The sequence below is a fragment of the Terrabacter sp. NPDC080008 genome, assembly GCF_040702505.1.
Taxonomy (GTDB): domain Bacteria; phylum Actinomycetota; class Actinomycetes; order Actinomycetales; family Dermatophilaceae; genus Terrabacter.
The window spans coordinates 706623-720523 of the sequence record NZ_JBFBLC010000002.1 but is presented as its reverse complement, the minus strand read 5'-3'; the positions used below and the strand labels follow the sequence as shown (position 1 = coordinate 720523).

Genomic DNA, 13901 nt, shown 5'->3' with positions numbered 1-13901 from the left:
TCAGCTGACCTTCGAGACGCCGAAGGTGTTGCACTGGTTGAGGTCGCCCGTCTCGTAGCCCTGGCTGAACCACTTCATGCGGGCCTCCGAGGAGCCGTGCGTCCAGGTCTCGGGCGTGACCCTGCCCTGGGCCTTCTGCTGGATCCGGTCGTCGCCCACGGCCGCGGCGGCCGACAGCGCCGACTTGATGTCCGTCTGGGTGATCGGCTTGAGCAGCGTCGTGCCGTTCTTGTCGGTGGTCTCGGTCGCGTGCTTGACCCACGTGCCGGCCAGGCAGTCGGCCATCAGCTCGGTGCGCACGGAGCCGGAGTTGGCGCCCTGCGGGTCCTGCTGGGCGCGCCCGAGCAGGTTCAGCTGGTCCTGGATGTGGTGGCCGTACTCGTGGGCGATGACGTACTCCTTGGCCAGCTGACCGCCGTTGGCGCCGAACTTGTCCTCGAGCTCCTGGAAGAAGCTCGCGTCGACGTAGACCTTGGCGTCGAGCGGGCAGTAGAAGGGGCCCACCTGTGCGTTCGCCGTGCCGCAGCGCGACTGCGTCTGGCCCTGGTAGATGACCGTCTTCACCGGCTGGTAGGTGACGCCGTACCTCGGCAGGGTCTTGCTCCAGTAGTCCTGGACGCTGTTGACCGTCGCGATGATGAGGCAGACGTCGTTCCGGTTGGCGTCCGCGCCGGTCTTGCACTGGGAGAACTGGTTCCCGTCGACCTGGCCACCGGCGGCCACCTGGTCGCTCTGCAGCTGCTGCGACGGGAACCCGCCGGTCTGGCTCGACCCGTCGCTGCCGCCGCCACCCAGGACGTTGCCCCCGAAGACGAGCGCGAGCACCAGCAGGATGAGGCCGCCGATGCCGCCGCCGACCCGGATGCCACCGGGGAAGCCGCCACCACCCCCACCGCCGAACCCGCCGCTGCCGCCGCTCTCGACCTGCGAGGTGTCGAGCTGGGCGTTGTCGTTGAAGCTCATGGTGCCGCTCCTGGGGTCTGGACCGCGGGGCCAACCGGGTCGGTCGAGATCACCTTATTGCGCGGCGACCGGGCTCGTCGTGCAGCCGTGTGGCAGACGTACCCGTTGGTCGTGGAGAAGCCCCCGGTCCTCGGCATCCCTCCACGTGAGCCGAGGACCGGGGGCTGCGAGCACCAGTGGCGGGTGTGGGCGTTTGAGCACGCGCCCCCTCTCGCGCACGTGCTCGGCCGCCACCGACGGCTCGCCCGGTCCCAGCACCACCTCGACACTGCTGGCTCGACCCGGACAGTCTCGGGGTGCGGGTGCCCCACCGGGAATCCGCCGGGGGATGATTCGCGCCCTCATCCTCGGGACGAGCGAGCGCGCACGGGGCCCGTGGGGTCCTGCTGGCAGGATGGCCGGTTGGGGTAGGGACGAGGTGGTGACCGCCGGTCGAGGAAGGTCGAGGAAGGAGCAGCATGCCGCTCAGTGACGCCGCCGTGCGTGCGCTGCGGCACGCGGACCAGGCCATCCACGAGGCGGACCGTTCGGACGTGTTCACGGTGTACGACGCCTGCCGCGCCGCGGTCGGGTCGATCGCACCGGTGGACGACTTCTACGTCGCCCTCGTGCGCGTGCGCGACCGCCAGATCTCCTACCCCTACGTCTTCAGCAACGGCCGCCACGTGGAGGCCGGCACGATGAGCTACGGCCCGAGTGGCCTGGTGGCGTGGGTCCTGGCGTCCCGGAAGCCGTATCGCTACGCCGACGACCAGGGCGCCCTGCTCAACAGGGGGATGCGCTTCGGGGACGAGGACCTCTCGGCCGATGCGGTCGTCGTCCCGATGGCGACCGACGACGGGGTCGTCGGCCTGATCGGCGCCCTCTCCGACACTCCCGACTCCCTCGGCGACGAGGTCGTCACGGCGTTGACGTGGCTCGCGGGCCTGGTCCAGGACCGGATCCTCGCGATGAGCCCAGTCAGGCGGCTCAACCTGGCCATGGTCTACCCCGAGCTCGAGGACTCGGGCCGCGCCGGCACCCTCATGGCCGTCAACCAGGCGTCGTCGGCGCTGACCCAGCTGGCGGCGGACCTCGACGACCTGCAGCGAGTCCTGGCCGAGAGCGGGTGCGCGGACAGCGTCCTCGAGCGCCTGGAGTCCTTCGGCCGGCGGTGCTTCGAGGTGCAGGCGGCGATCGTCACCCGCCTCGGGATGCGACCGGAGCACGGCGGGCCCGGACACGATGCCGCCGACCCCCTCGAGGGCCTCTCACCACGCGAGCGTGCCGTCGTCGCGCTCGTGACCGGGCCCGAGGGCGATCCCGGCAACGCAGGCATCGCCGAGGCGCTGGACATCTCCACAGCCACGGTGAAGACCCACATGGCCTCGGTCCTGGCCAAGTTGGGCCTCACGCACCGCAGCGAGCTGCGCTGGCTCGTCAGGGGCTACGGGGGCCACGGGGACCACGAGGGCCACGAGGGCTACGAGGCCGGCGGTTCGCAACGTCGGTGAGGGCGGACGCGCGCCAGGCAGCACGTTCGTGCGGAGCTCGGCAGCGTGCGCCGCGGCGCCGGTCCGACCCTGTGCAGAACGCTTGGTGGTCGTCATCGGCGTCGATATGTTCCGTTCATCACCTCCACAGCCCTCGAGGCCGTGCTGCCCCGGGTCCGTGACCTCTACCGTGACCTCCACCAGCACCCGGAGCTCTCCTTCGCCGAGCACCGCACCGCCGGCATCGCCGCCGGCTGGCTGCGCGAGCAGGGCCTCGCGGTGACGGAGGGCGTCGGTGGCACCGGCGTCACGGGCGTCCTGCACCGGGGCGAGGGGCCGGTCGTGCTGCTGCGTGCCGACATGGACGGCCTTCCCGTCGCCGAGGCCACCGGGCTGCCGTATGCGAGTGCGGCGCGGGGTGTGGACCCGGACGGTCGGGACGTCCCGGTCATGCACGCCTGCGGTCACGACGTGCACGTCTCCTGCCTGCTCGGGGCGGTGGCGGTGCTCGCGGCCGACGACTCGTGGACGGGCACCCGGGTCGCCGTGCTGCAGCCGGCGGAGGAGCTCGCGCGGGGCGCGGCAGCCATGGTCGAGGACGGGCTCTACGACAGGGCCCGCGCCCCGACGTCGTGCTCGGCCAGCACGTGGCCCCCATTCCTGCCGGCGTGATCGGCCTGCGGCCCGGGAGCGCCTTCGCCGCATCCGACAGCCTGCGCGTGACGCTCTACGGCCGTGGTGGCCACGGCTCCCGTCCCGAAGCCACTGTCGACCCCGTCGTGCTCGCGGCCGCCACCGTGCTGCGGCTGCAGACAGTCGTGTCCCGGGAGGTGGCCGGCACGGACACCCCAGTGCTCACGGTGGGCTCGGTGCAGGCCGGCACCAAGGCCAACATCATCCCGGACGAGGCCGTCCTGCTGCTCAACGTGCGCACCTACGACGTCCGGGTGCGCGAGCGGGTGCTGGCCGCCATCACCCGCATCGTCGAGGGTGAGGCGGCGGTCGCGGGGCCCGGTCGCCACTCGTCGAGGCGCTCGAGCAGGCTCCCGCCGTGGTCAACGACGTCCCCGCCGCCGAGCGCACGAAGCCGGCCCTGGAGTCGGTCGTCGGGCCGGGACGCGTGGTCGACCCGGGACCCGTGACGGGCAGCGAGGACGTCGGGCTGCTCGCGAGCGCAGCCGGGGCGTCCTGCGTCTTCTGGCTGCTCGGTGGCGCTGATCCCGCCGTCTTCGCCGACGCGCAGGACCTCGAGGGGGTCCGGGCCGCCATGGACCAGGTGCCCTCCAACCACTCGCCGCTCTACGCGCCGGTCATCGACCCCACTCTGGGTATCGGGATCGGGGCACTGGTCGCCGCGGCCGGCACGTGGATCGCGAGCGCCTAGGCCGTCGGGTCAGGAGAGAGGTTCGGAGACGGGTCAGGAGACGACGACGGCGTCGGGCGTCGTCGTCGTCAGGCGCATCCGGACCGGCACCTCGTCGCCGATCCGCGGGGGAGTCACGCCGGCCGGCAGCGACAGGATGCTGCACTGCATGTGTGGTGGCTCGGCGAAGCGGGGCATCGTCCCGGACACGGTGAAGGGGGAGCGCACGCGGTGCACCGCCTCCAGCACGCCTTCGGCGACGGCGATCGCGCGGGCGCGTGGGGTGGCGGCCGACGAGGGGCTCTCCATGGCGACGCCGTGCGAGGTGCCGCCGCTGACGACGACGAGGTGTCCGGCGGGAACCTCCCGCTGCCGGTAGCCGACGCGGGTTCCCTTGGGGACCGGCCGGACGTCGAGGACGTGCGCGCGCACCTCGTAGGAGTCCTTGTCGGCATACCAGAGGGCGGTGCCGATGCGCGGACGGAACTCGTGCTCGGGGAAACGGCCGGCCAGGGTGCCCAGCTCGGCGGCCGAGACGTGCGAGAGGAACCACGTCCGCTCGCCGGGCACGGCCGCGATGAACCGGGTGATCTCCTCGACGTGCCCGGTGCCGAGCGGAAGGTGCAGGGTCACGCCGAGCGCGTCGGCGTCGCCGGCCAGCTGCGCCACGTCCGTCATTTCGGCCCCGTAGCGGTTCATCGACGTCAGCCCCTCGACAACGAGCTTGGAGTCGGCCGCGAGGCCTCGCAGGCTCTCGAGATCGCCGCGCGTCGTGACGGTGTGGACGACCCGGCGGTTGCCGAGGTCGGGCAGGTCGGCGTGGATCGCAGCCCGGTAGGGCTCCATGACGAGCACGTCGCCACCGAAGGCCGCGAGGGCCTCGGGCACCTCGGTGTAGGCGCCGACCGCGATCATGGGGACCTGCAGGCGCGCCGCCTCGGCGCAGAGCAGGTCGCGCCCGAAGCCGTAGCCGTTGCCCTTGACGACCGGGACCACGCCCGGGTGCTCGGCCACGAACCGGTCGTGGCCGGCCCTCCAGCGCTCACCGTCGACGTGCAGGACGAAGGACACGAGAGCTCACCGCCGCTTCATGTAGAGATCGAAAGCCTTGTACAGCAAGGGGTTCAGCGGCAGATCCCACTCGCCGGCGAGCCGCACGGCCTCGCCGCCGGTGCCGACCTTGAAGCGGATGAGCCCGATGTGGGGGTTGTCCGCGTCGACCGTGTTCGTGATGCCGCGCAGGTCGTAGACGGTCGCGCCGGCCGCGATCGAGTCCTGCATCATCCGCCACTGGATGGCCGTCGAGCCCTGCAGCTCGCGCTTGGCCGACGTCGAGGCGCCGTAGGAGTACCACGCGTGCTCGCCGACCCGGATGAAGATCGTGGCAGCCAGCACGTCGCCCTCGTGCTCGGCAAGGTAGACGCGGATCCGGTCGGCGTCCTCGGTCGACAGGGCGGCATACATGCGTTGGAAGTACTCGAGCCCGCGCGGTGTGAAGCGGTCGCGCTCGGCGGTCTCGACGTACGTGCGGTGGAAGGCGGGCAGGTCCGAGTCGTCGCCGACACGCACGACCACGCCGTTCTTCGCTGTCTTCTTGATGTTGCGCCGCCAGAGCTGGTTCATCCCGGCGAGCACGTCGGCCTCGGTGCGGCCGGCCAGGGGGACCTGGAAGACGTACTCCGGCTGGCCCGCCGCGAAGCCGTCCTCCGGGCTGAGGTGGCGGAAGCCGAGGCGCTGCAGCTCGGCGACGACCGCCGTGCCCACAGGCTCAACGACGTCGGGGGTCGCCTGGTCGTAGCGGTCGATCGCCGGGTCGGCGATGGCGTCCTTGATCGTGGCCGTGTGCCAGCGGTGCGTCGCCACGGGCGGGCCGAGCCGCAGCGCGAACGCGCCCTTGGCCTTGAGGTGGTCGCGCAGCGCTCGCAGCAGCTCGACGAGGCGCGGCGAGGACCAGTCGATGCACGGGCCTTCGGGCACGTAGGCCAGCGAACGGTGCAGGCGGGGGAGCGAGCGGTGCAGCACGAGCGCCGCGCCGACCATCTGCTCGCCCTCGAACCAGCCCACCGACTCGGCGCGCCACTCCGGCTTGACCTCGGCCCAGGCCGGCGTCTGGAGGAAGCTCGCCGACGGCTGGGTCCGCAGCCACGCGAGGTGCTCGGCGGCGGAGATGTCTCGGACGGAGATGGGCGCGGTCACGCTGGATCACGCTACCCGAGCGCGCACGTCGACCTGCCACGCCTCGCCCGCCATGCGGCATACGGCCGGGGAGTCCCAGAACCGCGCGGCTCGCTTGACCTTCGACCCGGTCGAGGGGCCACGCTGACGCCCATGCTCCCCACGAACCGGCCCGACCGCCCGCTCAGCATCGGTGAGCTGGCGCGGGCGAGTGGCCTGAGCGCCAGCGCGCTGCGCTTCTACGACCGCGAGGGCGTGCTCGTGCCCGACGACGTCGACCCGCTGACCGGCTACCGCAGGTATGCCGTCGGGCAGGTCCGTGCCGCCCGTCTGCTCGCGTCCCTGCGCCGCGTCGGTATGCCGCTCGCCGAGGTCGCGCTCGTGCTGGACGAGGACGGGCGGGGCGCGTCGGGTGTCGCCGCTGATGTCGTCGCGGCGCACGAGCAGCGGCTCGTCGACGGGCTGGCCGACGCCCGCGCGGAGATCCGGCGCACCCTCGCACTCCTCGCCGAGGACGCCGACGGTCACGACGCCCGCTGCCGCGTCACCGTGCGGGCCGGCGACCTCCTGGAGGCCCTGGCCTCGGTCCGGTTCGCCGTGGCGCCGGGGACGCCCGTCGCGGGAGCCCCGGACGGATCGGACCTGCAGGTGCTCACCGGAATCCTGCTCGAGGTGACCGGCTCGGAGCTGCGCTGCGTCGCCACGGACCGCTACCGCATGGCCCTTGCAGGGATCCCAGTGCGCCGCCCGGTCGTCGGTCCTGCTGTTCCGGTCGCAGCGGTGGTCCCGGCCGCCTGGGCCGACCAGGTCGCGCAGGCCTGTGCCGCCGTCGCGGCTGAGGCGGAGGTGGCCCTCGAGGTCGGCGAGGGGCAGGTGGGGGCGAGCGTCGCCGGGGAGCTGCTGGCGACCGCCGTCGTGCCGGGCACGTTCCCCGACTACTGTCCCGTCGTCGACCCGGCCCCGCGCGCCGGTGCGGCGGGTGCCGCCGACGCCGCCGACCTGCTCTCGCGGTTACCCGTGGAGGTGGGGTCCGTCGGCCTGGTCGTGCGTCAGGGCACGGTGTCGCTGGCCGCGAGTGGTGCGGGGGCGTCGGCAGCGGACGTCTTCGTGGACCCGCAGTTCCTGCGCGAGGCGCTCGCGGTGGCCGGGCCGCGTCCCCGGCTCGAGGTGGACGGTCCCCGCCGCCCGCTGGCCATCCGTGGGGACGGCGCCGGCTTCTCGGTCCTGATGCCGGTCGCGCCGGACGGGCCGGATGGGCCGCACGCGTGAGCGTGCTCGTCCACCTCTGCCGCACGTGTGCGCACCAGCACGCTTGGCACGAGGGCGGCAACGGCGGCTACACCCCTTGCCGGTGCTGCCGTGCCGGGACCTCCGATCCCGACCCGGAGCCCACGCTGCTACCCACCCGCACCTCGCCACACGGCGTACTCGAGCCCCTGTGGCAGCCGGGCACCCGGCGCAACGCGGGCACGATGCATGCCTCCCGCACGTGCGACTGCGACACCTGCCACGAGGCCTCCGCCCGCATAACGCGTCGAGAGCACCCCTCCACGGCTCCTAGACTGGTGGGGTTGTCCGGCCGCTGACGTAGTGCGGCACCGATAGGAGGAATGCCGTGATCGTCGCCACCGGGATCGAGCTGCGTGCGGGTGCGCGCCTGCTCGTCGAGGACGCCAGCTTCCGCATCGACTCCGGCGATCGGATCGGCCTCGTCGGGCGCAACGGCGCCGGCAAGACCACCCTGACGAAGGTGCTCGCCGGGGAAGGGCAGCCCGCGGCCGGCACCGTGACCCGCACCGGCGCCGTCGGCTACCTCCCGCAGGACCCGCGCACCGGTGACCTCGAGATCCTGGCCCGCGACCGCATCCTGTCGGCGCGCGGGCTCGACACCATCGTGCGCGACCGCGCCGCCGCCGAGACCCGGATGGGCAGCGACGACGAGAAGACGCGCGAGAAGGCGATGCGCAAGTACACGCGCCTGGAGGCCGAGTTCGAGGCCCAGGGCGGCTACGCCGCCGAGTCCGAGGCTGCCTCGATCGCGAGCGCGCTCGGCCTCGACGAGCGCATCCTCGGCCAACCGCTGGGCACGCTCTCGGGCGGTCAGCGTCGCCGGGTCGAGCTGTCGCGGATCCTCTTCTCCGGCAACGAGACCCTGCTGCTCGACGAGCCGACCAACCACCTCGACGCCGACTCGATCGTCTGGCTCCGCGAGTACCTCCGCGCCTACAAGGGCGGCCTCATCATCATCAGCCACGACGCCGAGATGCTCGACGCGGTGGTCAACAAGGTCTACCACCTGGACGCCAACCGGGCGGCGCTCGACATCTACAACGTCAACTGGAAGACCTACCTCCAGTCGCGCGAGACCGACGAGAAGCGCCGCCGCCGCGAGCTGCAGAACGCCCAGAAGAAGGCGAGCGCGCTGCTGGCCCAGGCCGACAAGATGCGGGCGAAGGCCACCAAGGCGACGGCCGCCCAGAACATGGCCAAGCGCGCCGAGCGCCTCCTCGCCGGCGTCGAGGGCGAGCGCGTGCAGGACAAGGTGGCCAAGCTGCGCTTCCCCAAGCCGGCAGCATGCGGCAAGACGCCGCTGCGCGCCTCCGGCCTGTCACGCTCGTACGGCTCGCTCGAGGTGTTCACCGACGTCGACCTCGCGATCGACCGGGGCAGCCGCGTCGTCGTCCTCGGTCTCAACGGTGCCGGCAAGACGACGCTGCTGCGGATGCTCGCCGGCGTCGACACGCCTGACACGGGCGAGGTCGAGCCGGGGCACGGGCTGCGCCTCGGCTACTACGCGCAGGAGCACGAGAACCTCGACGTCGACCGGACCGTCCTCGAGAACATGAAGTCGGCCGCGCCCGACCTCGGTGAGACCGACGTGCGCAAGGTGCTCGGCTCGTTCCTCTTCTCCGGCGACGACGTGCAGAAGCCCGCCGGTGTGCTCTCCGGCGGCGAGAAGACGCGGCTGTCGCTCGCGATGCTCGTCGTCAGCTCGGCCAACGTGCTGCTCCTCGACGAGCCGACGAACAACCTCGACCCGGCCTCGCGCGAGGAGATCCTCGGCGCGCTCAAGACGTACGAGGGCGCCGTGGTGCTCGTCACCCACGACGAGGGAGCGGTCGACGCCCTCGAGCCCGAGCGCATCCTGCTGCTGCCCGACGGCGTCGAGGACCTGTGGGGGCCCGACTACAAGGACCTCATCTCGCTCGCCTGAGCCTCTCGGTCAGCCGGCGCCGCTATTTTTGCGCCATGGCAGCTAGCAGGCCCAGGCGGCGACGGCACGAGACGCGCTCCAGCGCGGGGGAGCAGCGGCTGTGGCCTGCGCTCGCCGTCGTCGTGGCGGTCCTGGCGTATGCCGTGCTCCCCGAGCGCCTGCTCCTCGGCCCGCGCCTCGCCATCCCCCTCGTCGAGCTGGTCCTGCTGGGGGCGCTGCTCCTCAGCAATCCTCACCGGATGGTCCGGCAGACCCGCTGGTCGCGGGTCACGTCCATCGCGCTGGCCTGTCTCGTCATCGCCACCAACATGGTCGCCCTCGCGATGCTGGTGCAGACGCTCACCTCGAAGGACGCCCGCGGCATGCCGCTGCTGCTGGCCGGCATGCAGGTGTGGCTGACCAACGTCATCGGCTTCGCCCTGTTGTTCTGGGAACTGGACCGGGGAGGGCCCGTCGCCCGGCACACGCTGGCCCGCGACCGGATGCCGCCGGCGGACTGGCGGTTCTCGCAGGACGAGAACCAGGACGCCGTCACCGAGGTCGCGGCCACATCCAGCGAGCGCAGCAACTGGCGCCCGGCGTTCGTCGACTACCTCTACACGTCCCTCACGAACTCGAGTGCCTTCAGCCCGACGGACACCATGCCGCTGACCCCGCGTGCGAAGGCGCTCATGGGCCTGGAAGCGACGGCGGCGCTGCTGACGTCGCTGCTCGTGGTGGCCCGCGCCATCGGGGCGCTACCCCAGTGAGGTCCTCCACTGTCCATAATCTGCAGTGCTGGATCGCATAATGGACAGTTATTGACCGCATGGCCGGCTCACGGTCACAGTGGTGCCATGCCGAGCCTCCACCTCGCGTGCCCGTTCTGCTCGGGCGAGAACCTGACGCCCTTTCCCGACCCGACCGCCGCCTGGTCGTGCCTGGACTGCGCTCGGGTCTTCCGGGTCGAGGTGGCGCAGCCGGCGTCGGTGAGTGGTTGGGGCGTGCTGCGGGCCGTGCCTCCGGCTTCGGTCGCCGCCGTCGCCCCCGCCGCCTGATCGGCGGCGGGCGTCCGACCCGCGGGTAGCCTGCGCCCATGACGCATCCGCACCTCCGGGTGGAGACCGACGGCCCCGTCCGCACCCTGACCCTCGACCGCCCGGACAAGCGCAACGCGCAGACCCCGTCGCTGTGGGCGGCGCTCGCCGACGAGGCCCGCTCGCTCCCCGAGGACGTACGCGTGGTCGTCCTGCGCGGGGCCGGCGAGGCGTTCTCGGCCGGCATCGACACGGCCATGTTCAGCCCCGAGGGAGTGCCGGGCGAGAAGAGCGTGACCCAGCTGGCGGCAGGCGGCACGGAGGCCCTCCAACGGGGCATCGCGGCATACCAGCAGGGCTTCACCGCGTGGGCCGAGTGCCCGGCCGTCGTCGTGGCCCAGGTGCACGGCTACGCCATCGGTGCCGGCTTCCAGCTCGCGCTCGCCGCCGACCTGAGGGTCGCGGCGCTCGACGCGTGGTTCGCGATGCGCGAGACGAGCCTGGGCCTCGTGCCCGACCTCGGTGGCACCGGGCCGCTCGTGCACCTCGTCGGCTACTCCCGGGCCCTGGAGATCTGCGCCACCGGGCGCAGGGTGTCGGCGCCGGAGGCCCACGCCATCGGTCTCGTCGGCTCGCTGGCGCCGGCCGCCGACCTGGAGGAGGCGACGCGCTCGCTCGTCGACGCGCTGCTCGCGGCACCCGAGACCGCACTGCGGGCGCTCAAGCCGCTGCTGCGCGGCGCGATGGGCGGGGACCGGGACGCCCAGCTGTCCCGCGAGCGTGCCGCGCAGGCGACCCTCCTGCAGGGCATGCTGGGCGGTCGCCCGGCCTGAGGCTGGTGAGCCGGGAAGGCCCGTCCGGGGGCGGACTGCCGGGCCGCGGGAATCGGTGTCGGTGCTGCGCGGTTGGATGGAGGGAACACAGGAGGTCTTGCAGTGGGCATGCAGCCGTGGATGGCGATGCGATCGATGTCGCGTGACTCGTCGGTCGCCGAACGAACCCTCTCACCGGGCACCCGGCGCCGGGTGCTGACGTACGCCACGCCCTACCGCGCAGCGATCATCACCTTCCTGGTCGTGACGGTGCTCGACTCCGTCATGGTCGTCGCCGTGCCGCTGCTGCTCAAGAACATCGTCGACGACGGCGTGATCCCCAAGGACTCCTCGGTCGTCGTGCGCCTCTCCCTCCTCGTCGCCGCGATCGCCGTGGCCGACGCGCTGCTCACCGTGGTCTCCCGGTGGTACTCCTCGCGCATCGGTGAGGGCCTCATCAACGACCTCCGCACCCAGGTCTTCGCGCACGTGCTGCGCCAGCCCATCGCGTTCTTCACCCGGGCCCAGACCGGCTCGCTCGTCTCCCGCCTCAACAACGACGTCGTCGGTGCCCAGCAGGCGTTCACCTCGGTCCTGTCCAACGTCGTCTCCAACCTCGTCTCGGTCGTCCTCGTCGTCGGTGCCATGGTGGCCCTGTCGTGGCAGCTGACCCTGGGCTCGCTGCTGCTCGTGCCGCTCTTCGTGATCCCGGCCAAGCTGATGGGGCGGCGCCTGGCGGCGCTCGCGCACCGGCAGATGACCCTCAACGCCGACATGGGCACGCGGATGACCGAGCGGTTCAACGTCGCGGGCGCCCTGCTCGTGAAGCTCTTCGGCACGCCGTCGCGCGAGGAGGCCGAGTACGCCGAGCGCGCCGGCCGCGTCCGCGACATCGGGATCCAGATCGCCCTCAACCGCACCATCTTCATGGCGGCCCTGACCCTCGTCGCCGCCCTCGCCACCGCGATGATCTACGGCTTCGGCGGTGTCATGGCGGTCAACGGCACGCTGTCCGTCGGCACCCTGCTCGCCCTCGCGGCCCTGCTGGCCCGCCTCTACGGACCGCTCACGTCGCTGTCCAACGTGCGCGTCGACGTCATGACCGCGCTGATCTCCTTCGAGCGCGTCTTCGAGGTGCTCGACCTCGAGCCACTGGTCAAGGAGAGCCCGACCGCCGTCCCGCTGCCCGCCGGGCCGCTGGGAGTCGAGCTCGACCACGTCTCGTTCCGCTACCCCTCGGCCGACGAGGTGTCGCTGGCCTCCCTCGAGTCGGTGGCCTCCGGCGACCGCCGCGGCAGCGGTGACGTGCTCCACGACATCACCGTGAACGCGCCTGCGGGGCACCTCGTCGCGCTCGTGGGCCCGTCGGGGGCCGGCAAGACCACGCTGACCTCCCTCGTCTCACGCCTCTACGACCCGAGCGAGGGCGCCGTCCGCATCGGGGGCACCGACCTGCGCGAGGCCACCCTGACCTCCCTCCGCGACCGCGTCGGCGTGGTCACCCAGGAGGCCCACCTCTTCCACGACACCATCCGCGCCAACCTGCTCTACGCCCGGCCCGACGCCACCGACGAGCAGATCCAGGCGGCCCTCGAGGCGGCGCAGATCAGCCGGCTCGTCGAGGAGCTGCCGCAGGGCCTCGAGACCGTGGTCGGCGACCGCGGGCACCGTCTCAGCGGCGGCGAGAAGCAGCGCCTGGCCATCGCCCGCCTGCTCCTCAAGGCGCCCGACGTCGTCGTGCTCGACGAGGCCACCGCCCACCTCGACTCCGAGTCCGAGGTCGCCGTCCAGCGAGCCCTCGACGCGGCCCTGGAGGGACGCACGTCGATCGTCATCGCCCACCGGCTCTCCACGATCCGGCAGGCCGACCTCATCGTCGTCCTCGACCACGGGCGCGTCGTCGAGACGGGCCGGCACGCCGAGCTGCTCGCCGCCGGCGGCCTCTACTCCGTGCTCCACGCGACGCAGTTCAACGAGCAGGTCGCCGAGCTCGGGATCGCGGCCGAGGGCTCCGGCGACGTCGACCTCACCGAGCTCGACCACGTCTGAGCGGGCTCAGGCGTCCTCCTCGTCCCAGATCCGCACCTTCTTCGGCTTGGGGGGCGCGGCATACGGGCCGCCCTCGGTCTCTCGCACCGCCGCGGCCTGCCGTCGGATCGCGAAGAAGATGAACGCGAGCCCGCCGGGCATGAACAGCCACCACTGGTAAGCGTAGGCCTGGTGCGGTCCGAGGTCCTCCTCGGGCTTCGGCAGCGGCTGGAGCGGATGGCCTGCCGAGGCCGATGACGGTCGCTGGCTGCCCAGCACGACATACGCGTCCACGTTGCTGAGCGAAGGCACCTGGGCGCGGGCGTCGGCGATGTTGATGCTGACCAGCTGCGGTCGCGGCACGTCGCGTCCGAGGCTCACCTCGCCGGTGCGCAGCCAGCCGGTCACCGCGACGGCCCCGGCAGGCGGAGGGTCCACCGGCGGGACGGTCTCGGCGTTCGCCCCGTTGGCCACCCAGCCCCGGTCGACGAGGACGGTCAGCCCGTCCGTCTGCAGCGGCGTCAGCACCTCGAAGCCCACCGTCGAGTTCAGCGTCCGGTTGCGGACCATCAGGTCGCTGTTCGCGGCATACGTGCCAGTCAGGGTGACGTGCGTCCACTGGCGCTCGGGAGTGAGCGGACGCTCCACCAGCGCGGGGGAGAACGGCACGGGCGCCGCGCCGTAGTTGGTCGCGATGGCATCGACCTTGGTGCGCTGCTCCACGTGGCGGTGCCACTGCCACAGACCGAGGTAGTAGCACGCGACACCGAACACCACGGCAGCCAGGGTGGCGAGCAGCCAGCGCCGGGTCAGCCACAGTCGAAGCACCCATTGACGGTACCCCGGCCTAGAGTGGAG

11 protein-coding genes and 1 pseudogene are annotated in these 13901 nt (G+C 72.2%); 8 read left to right on the top strand and 4 right to left on the bottom strand.

All coding sequences use genetic code 11. The features are described from left to right. Positions 1-963 carry a neutral zinc metallopeptidase gene (locus tag AB0316_RS09385; protein WP_366272494.1) on the bottom strand — a complete coding sequence of 321 codons (963 nt, stop codon included), beginning with the start codon at positions 961-963 and terminating at the stop codon, positions 1-3. A 458-nt stretch (positions 964-1421) separates the two neighbouring features. Here AB0316_RS09385 and AB0316_RS09380 point away from each other — a divergent pair, with 458 nt between their 5' ends. Then, positions 1422-2456, top strand: a complete 1035-nt coding sequence (locus AB0316_RS09380) for a LuxR C-terminal-related transcriptional regulator (RefSeq protein WP_366272492.1) — start codon at positions 1422-1424, stop codon at positions 2454-2456. A 141-nt stretch (positions 2457-2597) separates the two neighbouring features. Continuing rightward, positions 2598-3819 (top strand): annotated as a pseudogene (locus AB0316_RS09375) (amidohydrolase). A 33-nt stretch (positions 3820-3852) separates the two neighbouring features. Here the strand turns inward: AB0316_RS09375 and AB0316_RS09370 are convergent. Further along, positions 3853-4869: an alanine racemase gene (locus tag AB0316_RS09370; RefSeq protein WP_366272490.1), complete on the bottom strand. Its 1017-nt coding sequence runs from the start codon at positions 4867-4869 to the stop codon at positions 3853-3855. A 6-nt stretch (positions 4870-4875) separates the two neighbouring features. After that, positions 4876-5994, bottom strand: coding sequence for a peptidoglycan bridge formation glycyltransferase FemA/FemB family protein (locus tag AB0316_RS09365; RefSeq protein WP_366272488.1), 1119 nt, complete (start codon positions 5992-5994; stop codon positions 4876-4878). Between the two features lie 132 nt (positions 5995-6126). On the opposite strand from AB0316_RS09365, the gene AB0316_RS09360 reads away from it, so the two are divergent. The 6 genes from AB0316_RS09360 (at position 6127) to AB0316_RS09335 (ending at position 13064) form a co-directional block, all read left to right on the top strand. Next, positions 6127-7242 carry a MerR family DNA-binding transcriptional regulator gene (locus AB0316_RS09360; RefSeq protein WP_366272486.1) on the top strand — a complete coding sequence of 372 codons (1116 nt, stop codon included), beginning with the start codon at positions 6127-6129 and terminating at the stop codon, positions 7240-7242. 346 nt (positions 7243-7588) lie between these two features. Then, entirely contained in the window at positions 7589-9187 is a 1599-nt protein-coding gene (locus AB0316_RS09355; protein ID WP_366272484.1) for an ABC-F family ATP-binding cassette domain-containing protein, read from the top strand. Between the two features lie 35 nt (positions 9188-9222). Further along, positions 9223-9936 (top strand): hypothetical protein, encoded by a 714-nt coding sequence (locus tag AB0316_RS09350; RefSeq protein ID WP_366272482.1) that lies wholly within the window; start codon positions 9223-9225, stop codon positions 9934-9936. Between the two features lie 87 nt (positions 9937-10023). Next, on the top strand, positions 10024-10224 hold the full coding sequence (locus AB0316_RS09345) for a hypothetical protein (RefSeq protein WP_366272480.1): 201 nt from the start codon (positions 10024-10026) through the stop codon (positions 10222-10224). A gap of 38 nt (positions 10225-10262) precedes the next feature. Then, on the top strand, positions 10263-11036 hold the full coding sequence (locus tag AB0316_RS09340; protein WP_366272478.1) for an enoyl-CoA hydratase/isomerase family protein: 774 nt from the start codon (positions 10263-10265) through the stop codon (positions 11034-11036). Between the two features lie 108 nt (positions 11037-11144). Next, a complete protein-coding gene (locus AB0316_RS09335; protein ID WP_366272839.1) occupies positions 11145-13064 on the top strand; it encodes an ABC transporter ATP-binding protein in 1920 nt (639 codons plus the stop codon). 6 nt (positions 13065-13070) lie between these two features. Here AB0316_RS09335 and AB0316_RS09330 read toward each other — a convergent pair whose 3' ends face one another. Next, on the bottom strand, positions 13071-13871 hold the full coding sequence (locus tag AB0316_RS09330) for an SURF1 family protein (RefSeq protein ID WP_366272476.1): 801 nt from the start codon (positions 13869-13871) through the stop codon (positions 13071-13073). Positions 13872-13901 lie beyond the last annotated feature (30 nt).

What these genes read in the sequence shown, in the direction of transcription:
- AB0316_RS09385 (WP_366272494.1), bottom strand. Translation starts at nt 963, where the DNA reads ATGAGCTTCAACGACAACGCCCAGCTCGACACCTCGCAGGTCGAGAGC.
- AB0316_RS09380 (WP_366272492.1), top strand. Translation starts at nt 1,422, where the DNA reads ATGCCGCTCAGTGACGCCGCCGTGCGTGCGCTGCGGCACGCGGACCAG.
- AB0316_RS09360 (WP_366272486.1), top strand. Translation starts at nt 6,127, where the DNA reads ATGCTCCCCACGAACCGGCCCGACCGCCCGCTCAGCATCGGTGAGCTG.
- AB0316_RS09350 (WP_366272482.1), top strand. Translation starts at nt 9,223, where the DNA reads ATGGCAGCTAGCAGGCCCAGGCGGCGACGGCACGAGACGCGCTCCAGC.
- AB0316_RS09345 (WP_366272480.1), top strand. Translation starts at nt 10,024, where the DNA reads ATGCCGAGCCTCCACCTCGCGTGCCCGTTCTGCTCGGGCGAGAACCTG.
- AB0316_RS09340 (WP_366272478.1), top strand. Translation starts at nt 10,263, where the DNA reads ATGACGCATCCGCACCTCCGGGTGGAGACCGACGGCCCCGTCCGCACC.
- AB0316_RS09335 (WP_366272839.1), top strand. Translation starts at nt 11,145, where the DNA reads ATGCAGCCGTGGATGGCGATGCGATCGATGTCGCGTGACTCGTCGGTC.